Below are 6,815 nucleotides of genomic sequence, written 5' to 3' on the forward strand. Positions count from 1 at the left end.
CACCCGTCGAAAGGACGCAGTATGAGCTGGCAGCCGAGTGGGCCCGCGTGGCTGTTCTGCCCGGCCGACCGCCCCGAACGCTTCGCCAAGGCCGCCGTGGTGGCCGATGTGGTGATCCTCGATCTCGAGGACGGTGTCGCGGCGGGCGACAAGGCCGCGGCCAGGCAGGCGCTGATCGACACCCCGCTCGACCCCGCGCACACCGTGATCCGGGTCAACGCGGCCGACACCGACGACTACACGGCCGATCTGGCAGCGCTCGCGCAGACCGCCTACCGCCGGGTCATGCTGCCCAAATGCGAGTCGGCCGATCAGGTCAGCGGCCTCGACGGCTACGAGGTGATTCTGCTGGTCGAATCGCCGCTCGGCGCGGTGCGGATCACCGAGTCGGTGCAGGCGGGCAATGCCGTCGGCGTGATGTGGGGGGCCGAGGATCTGGTCGCCGGGCTCGGTGGCAACTCGAGCCGGAATGCCGACGGCAGCTACCGCGATGTCGCCCGTCAGGTGCGTTCGTCGACCCTGCTGGCGGCCAAGGCCTTCGGTCTCTTCGCGCTGGACTCGGTGTACCTGGACATCAAGGACCTCGACGGCCTCGCCGCGGAGACCAGCGACGCGGTCGCCGTCGGATTCGACGCCAAGGTCGCCATCCATCCGAGTCAGGTCGCGGTGATCCGCCACGGCTACGCACCCGACCCCGCCGAGCTCGACTGGGCGCATCGGGTATTGGCGCAGGTGCCCCACCATCGCGGCGTCTTCGCGTTCGAGGGCCGTATGGTCGACGCGCCGGTGCTCCGGCATGCCGAACAGATCGTCCGGCGCGCGGGCGTGCCCAGCTGATCATCGGGTAACCCACCCCCGATACACGAGTAGTCCAGTTCGAGGAGGACATCGGAGTGCAACCACAATGGGTCCCGAGCGCGCACGACATCGCGTCGGCCCGAATCACCGACTTCGCCGCCTTCGTCACCACGCGAACCGGCGACCAGTACCCCGGCTACCAGGCACTGTGGCAGTGGTCGGTGGACGACATCGCCGGCTTCTGGCAGGCCGTGTGGGACTACTTCGAGCTCGGCGAGACCGCCGGTGAGGTGCTCGGCTCGCGGGAGATGCCGGGCGCTCAATGGTTTCCCGGCACCCGGCTGAACTATGTCGACCAGATCATCCGGATGGCCCAGTTCGGCCGCCCCGCGGTGATCGCGCTGCACGAGGACGCCGAGCCGCGGGAGGTGTCCTGGGCCGAATTGATCGAGCAGGTCACGGTTTTCGCGCGCACTCTGCGCGAGCAGGGCGTCGAGGCGGGTGACCGGGTGGTCGGCTACCTGCCCAATATCGCGGAGGCGATCGTCGCCTTCCTCGCCACCGCGAGTATCGGCGCGGTGTGGAGCGCGTGCGGTCAGGACTACTCCGCCAAGGCCGCGCTGGACCGGCTCGGCCAGCTCGACCCGACGGTGCTGGTCACCGCCGACGGCTACCGGTTCGGTGGCAAGGCGCACGACAAGCGCGCCGACATCGCGGCACTGCGCGACGGACTGCCCGGCCTGCGCGCAACCGTCGTCGTCGCGCAACTCGGACTCGACGTACCCGACACGCTGTCCTGGACGGACGCGGTCGCCGATGCCGGACTCGGCGTCATCGAAACCGTCCCCGTCGATTTCGATCATCCGTTGTGGATCGTGTTCTCCTCCGGCACCACCGGGCTGCCCAAGGGCATCGTCCACGGCCACGGCGGCGTGCTGCTCGAGCACCTGAAAGCCGTAGCGCTGCAATCGAACATGGGCCCCGAAGATACGTTCTTCTGGTACACCAGCCCGAGCTGGATGATGTGGAACTTCCAGGTAGCGGGTCTGCTGACCGGCACCACCGTCGTCACCTACGACGGCAGCCCGACCGCAGGCGGACCGGACGCGCTGTGGCGCATCGCCGCCGAGGTGGGCGCCACCGTCTTCGGGACCAGTCCCGGCTATGTTCTCGGCTGCGTCAAAGCGGGGTCGGTACCCCGCGCCGAGCACGACCTGTCGGCCCTGCGCTCGGTGGGCATCACCGGCTCGTCGCTGCCGGTGTCGAGCGCGCTGTGGTTGAACGAGAATGCCGGAGAGCACGTTCAGGTGAACTCGATCAGCGGCGGCACCGATGTGGTGTCGGCGTTCGTCGGCGGCGCCCCGACCGTGCCGGTATGGCCCGGTGAGCTGTCGGCGCCCTATCTCGGCGTCGCCCTCGATGCCTTCGACGAGCAGGGCAACCCCGTGCGCGGCGAGGTCGGCGAGCTGGTGGTCACCGCGCCGATGCCGTCGATGCCGGTGCGCTTCTGGCGGGACGACGACGGAAAGCGCTACCACGCGGCCTATTTCGACACCTATCCCGGTGTATGGCGCCACGGCGACTGGATCACCCTCACCGAGCACGGCAGCATCGTCGTACACGGTCGCTCCGATTCGACGCTCAACCGCCACGGCATCCGCATGGGCAGCGCCGACATCTACCAGGTCGTCGAACAGTTCCCGGAGATCGCCGAGGCCCTGGTGATCGGCGCCGAACAACCCGACGGCGGCTACTGGATGCCTTTGTTCGTCGTGCTCGCCCCCGGCGCGGAACTCACCGAAGACCTCAAAACCCGTCTCGCCGCGGCGATCCGCACCGAGGTCTCGCCCCGCCACGTCCCCGACGAGATCCGCGAGGCCCCCGGCGTCCCCCACACCCGGACCGGCAAGAAACTGGAAGTCCCCATCAAAAAGCTCTTCCAGGGCGCCGATCCCGCCCGCGTCGTCGAACGCAGCGCCGTCGACGACCCCGCACTGCTCGACTGGTATGCCCGGATAAGCCCGCCCGACAAGGGCTAATACACTTGAACTATGAATGTCAGCGAGTCTCGTGGGGCGCGTGGGGTAGCTGGGACCGAAGTTCGGCGGCGGCCGAAGAATCGCCGGGCGCAGATCGCGGCGTCGTCGGCGGTGGCGTTCGGCGCCGCCGGGTATCACGGGGTGAGTATGGAGGACATCGCATCCGGGCTGGGAATCAGTTCGGCCGCGCTGTATCGGCACTACCCCAGTAAGTACGCGTTGTTCCGGGAGGAGTTACTTCGGGTCGGGCAGGCGTTCACAGCATCGATCGTGGTGTCGGCCGAGGACGCACTGCCCGCGGCGCAACGGTTGCGGCACATGCTGACCGGGCTGATCGGCGCGACCGTGGAGAATCGGGCGACGGTGCGGCTGGTGCGATGGGAGGGCCGCTACCTCGAGCCGGCGGATCGGGTGGTGCTCGACGAGCAGCAGGGTTCGGTGCTGGTCGCACTCGACGAACAACTGGCGATCCTGCGCCCCGAATTGACCACGGCGGAGCTGCGCATGGTCTCCACGGCGATTCTCGGGGTGGTCACCAGCATCGCCGATCATCACGCCGCGCTGCCCCTTCGCACGCTGAACAAGTTGCTCGGTTCGGCGTGTATGGCGCTCACCGATACCGCATTGCCCCCTGCCGCAACCGTTTCCGAGCAGGGTGCCCGCGTCCAGATTCCCGATTCGTTCAAACACGAACTGCTGCTACGCAAAGCGGTGGAGCTGTTCCACCGACACGGCTATCCGAATGTGAGCGTGGAGGACATCGCGTCGGCGGCGGGATTGTCGGCGGCGTCGGCGGTGTACCGGTTCTATCGCGGCAAGAGCGACATCCTCGCCGCGGCGTTTCGGCGCGCGGCGGACCGGGTGTCGGGGGCGATCGGGCCCGCGGTGGCGAGCACGCCCCACAGCGGGGCGGCGCTGGGCGTGCTGGTCGAGCAGTTCGTCGCCGACACGTTCGACGAGCGGGCGCTGGCCGTCGTCTACTACGCCGAATTCGGGCACGTGCCCGCCGAGGAACGAGCCGTCCTGCGCAACATCCAGCGGTTGAGCGTGCAGGAGTGGGCACGGCTGGTGCGCGATATGCGGCCGGAACTCTCCGCGGCCGAGGCGCGTTTCCTGGTGCACGCGGCGTTCGCGATGGTCATCGACCTCGGTCAGCGTTTCGGCGACGACCCGATCGCCGGCCGGGCCAGGGTGGGATTCCTGATGCGGCGGGTGCTGCTCGGCTGAGGCAATTCACCCGTTGCGTATGAGGCGGACCGTTCCTGACTCGTCATACGCTCAGCGATCAGGCCGTCGAACGGAGCTGCATGGATTCTCGCGCGAGCGCGCTGACCAGGCGATCGTTGCTGGGGCTCGCCGCGGCGGCCGCCGCCGCGGCGACGTTGCCCGGATGCGGTGACGGATCGATACCCGAGCCGATCCGCACCACCGGTCGCCCGGATGTGCTCGCCCGGGCGATCGACGCCTACATCTACGGCTATCCGATGATCCTGCTGGACATGATGCGGGCGGCGAGCGGGCCGATCAACAGCTTCGATCACAGCGTCCTGCCCGATCCCTACGATCGCGGGGTGGCCCGGCTCAGCCACGACATGGTGTATTCGCAGGCGTGGCTCGACCTCACCGAAGAGCCGATCGTGCTCCAGATCCCCGGGATGGAGCCCGACCGGTTCTGGCTGTTCCAGCTGGTCGGCGGGTGGGCGAACACCGTGCACGACCTGACCAGCAAAACCCCGCGGACCACCGTGGACGCCGACGGCCCGCCCTTCACCTACGTCCTCACCGGGCCGCAGTGGACCGGTACGCTGCCCGCGAAAATGACCCGCCTGCATATGCCCTCGACGATGTCCACGATCGTCGCCCGGGTCCAGATCAACGGCGCCGAGGACGCGCCGAGGGTCAACCAGTGGCAGGAGAAGATGAAGCTGATCCCGCTGAGCGCCTGGAATCACGGTGAACTCGACAGGACGGTCAGCCGCGTTCACCAGATCGACCGTGGACCGGAGCCGCCGACGAAGCGGATCGCCGCGTTGGACGGCCGCACCTATCTCAACCGCCTGTGCCGGCTGATGCTCGGCGATCCCCCCGCTGCCGCCGACGCGCCACTGATGACGCAACTGGCCGCGATCGGTGTCCAGCCCGGTGGGGTCGTCGACAACCAACCCGCCGAAATCCTCGACGAGGCGGTGCGCCAGGCCCAGCGCCGCATCGCCGACTGGACAGACCCGACCGCACGCTCCGTCAACGGCTGGGAGATCCCCATCGACCTCGGCACCTTCGGGACCGACTACCTCCGTCGCGCGGCCACCACCAAGCGCTCCCCCGCCCTCGCCCCCATCCGTGACGTCTTCTACGCGAACCGCGACGCCCCCACCACCGACGACCAGGGCGACCCCCTGCGCTACCGAATCCGCTTCGAACCGGGCCAATGGCCTCCGGTCCACGCCTTCGCCTCGATCACCGCCTACGACACGCAAGGCTTCCTGGTCCCCAACCCCGACGCGATCTACTCGGTAGGCCACTTCCCCGCCGTCGTCCCCGCCCCCGACGGCTCCGTGGAACTGGCCGTCCAACACCAGGATCCCCGCCCCGCCGTCCCCCCCGGCAACTGGCTCCCCATCCCCGCCACCGGCGACTTCTCCCTCACCCTCCGCCTCTACGCACCACGCGAGAACGCCCTCGACGGACAGTGGGAGCCACCACCGATGACCCGCATCGACTGAGCTCTCCTCGGTCGGACTGCAGGAGCGAGACCTTCCTTCTCACACCACCTGGTCGGCACGGAAGGAATCGACCGAGAAGATTGACGCCGTGCGCGACGTCACCGCGAACTCCACGCGAGATACGAAGTACCCCCGGCGATGCAGAGGTATCAGTTCACGGATCCGTTCACCGCCCCAGATGACGGTGAACGGCTGCCTCAGTTCGACGGCTGCCAGGATCTCCTCCGAGCGATCACGGATGGCCTCCGTGATCTCAGGCGGTGGTTGCATTTTCGCAGCGTAGGACAAATGTGGTGCCCTCGCCACGCTGTGGGACCTGGCAGGTGCTGCGAAGCGACAGAGGATCGAGAAGACGCCGAAGGCTCACGACTGCCGACAGTCAAGCGGTGGCGGTGGAAGATAGCGCACGAGCAGGCTCCGCAGCTGTCGATGACTCCGAACTCTCGAGGGCAAGGAAACATGCAAGACAAACCGGGTGAACCTGGCGAACCTCTCAGCTCTACACGCCGCGAAAGTTCGGGACAGATTTCCCAACGTGGAGGAATAGTGCCTCATTCAGTCCGATCGGATTCGCTCGTGTCGCGCAGGGTGATTCACCCGAACTCGATGACGGTGCCGTTCTCGATCGACACCCTCGCGGCTTCGAAGAGCAGCAGCCAGGTGATCAACTCCCGGTCGAATGGGTGCGATGCGTTGGCATCGCTGCCCAGCATCGTCCGGATCCGGCTGATCTCGGCGTCGGAGAGTTCTCCGTCGACCAGCGCGATGCCCAAATATGGCGCGACATAGACGAGTTCGCGTACCAGCGCTTGACTGGAGCCAACCATGCCGCCGGCGATGTCGACGTCCTCGCCGACGAAAAGAACTTCGTCGAATTCGACCGGGACGTAGAACCCTTCGCAATCCGAATGGCAGATGAGGTGAGAGTCGAAGGTGGATCCGACCAGGTTGATAGTTGGGTCATCCGAAGCGCGGTCTCCGTCGGCTACGGGCGTCAGCGGCTGCTCGGGGTACTCGCGCGCTCGGGCATACGCACGACGGAGGTAGTGCACGAAAGAGTAGGGCACGCTCCCTATTCGAGCGCGGTCCACTGCCGGACCCGCAGTCCTCGGTTCGTTGTGCGGAGTGAGCCCCTCCTGCACCAGTAGTTCGCTGAGCGCGCGCAGTTGATCGGTCAGCGCATCGAGATATTCCGGATCGCTGCCGTCTTTCACGGCGAAGGCCAGGCCCCCGGTTCCTACTGAAAGTCCCATGG

At 67.3% G+C, this 6,815-nt stretch carries 6 protein-coding genes; 4 read left to right on the plus strand and 2 right to left on the minus strand.

All coding sequences use genetic code 11. The annotated features are described in order from the left end of the window. Positions 1-21 precede the first annotated feature (21 nt). The 4 genes from ACFWFP_RS23680 to ACFWFP_RS23695 all read left to right on the plus strand — a co-directional run bounded on the left by ACFWFP_RS23680 (position 22) and on the right by ACFWFP_RS23695 (position 5,560). Positions 22-837: an HpcH/HpaI aldolase/citrate lyase family protein gene (locus ACFWFP_RS23680; RefSeq protein WP_379298421.1), complete on the plus strand. Its 816-nt coding sequence runs from the start codon at positions 22-24 to the stop codon at positions 835-837. A gap of 56 nt (positions 838-893) precedes the next feature. Next, the gene (locus ACFWFP_RS23685) at positions 894-2,837 is read left to right on the plus strand and encodes an acetoacetate--CoA ligase (protein WP_379298423.1); all 1,944 of its coding nucleotides are present in this window, start codon (positions 894-896) and stop codon (positions 2,835-2,837) included. 12 nt (positions 2,838-2,849) lie between these two features. Further along, positions 2,850-4,064 (plus strand): TetR/AcrR family transcriptional regulator, encoded by a 1,215-nt coding sequence (locus ACFWFP_RS23690; RefSeq protein ID WP_379298425.1) that lies wholly within the window; start codon positions 2,850-2,852, stop codon positions 4,062-4,064. An 80-nt stretch (positions 4,065-4,144) separates the two neighbouring features. Beyond that, the gene (locus ACFWFP_RS23695; RefSeq protein WP_379298427.1) at positions 4,145-5,560 is read left to right on the plus strand and encodes a DUF1254 domain-containing protein; all 1,416 of its coding nucleotides are present in this window, start codon (positions 4,145-4,147) and stop codon (positions 5,558-5,560) included. 39 nt (positions 5,561-5,599) lie between these two features. On the opposite strand, the gene ACFWFP_RS23700 is transcribed toward ACFWFP_RS23695, so the two are convergent. Continuing rightward, a complete protein-coding gene (locus tag ACFWFP_RS23700; protein ID WP_379298429.1) occupies positions 5,600-5,830 on the minus strand; it encodes a prevent-host-death protein in 231 nt (76 codons plus the stop codon). Positions 5,831-6,153: 323 nt separating this feature from the next. Continuing rightward, positions 6,154-6,774, minus strand: a complete 621-nt coding sequence (locus ACFWFP_RS23705) for a hypothetical protein (protein ID WP_379298431.1) — start codon at positions 6,772-6,774, stop codon at positions 6,154-6,156. Between the last annotated feature and the right edge of the window lie 41 nt (positions 6,775-6,815).

Origin of the sequence: Nocardia sp. NPDC060249 (assembly GCF_042728755.1) — a bacterium.
GTDB lineage: Bacteria > Actinomycetota > Actinomycetes > Mycobacteriales > Mycobacteriaceae > Nocardia.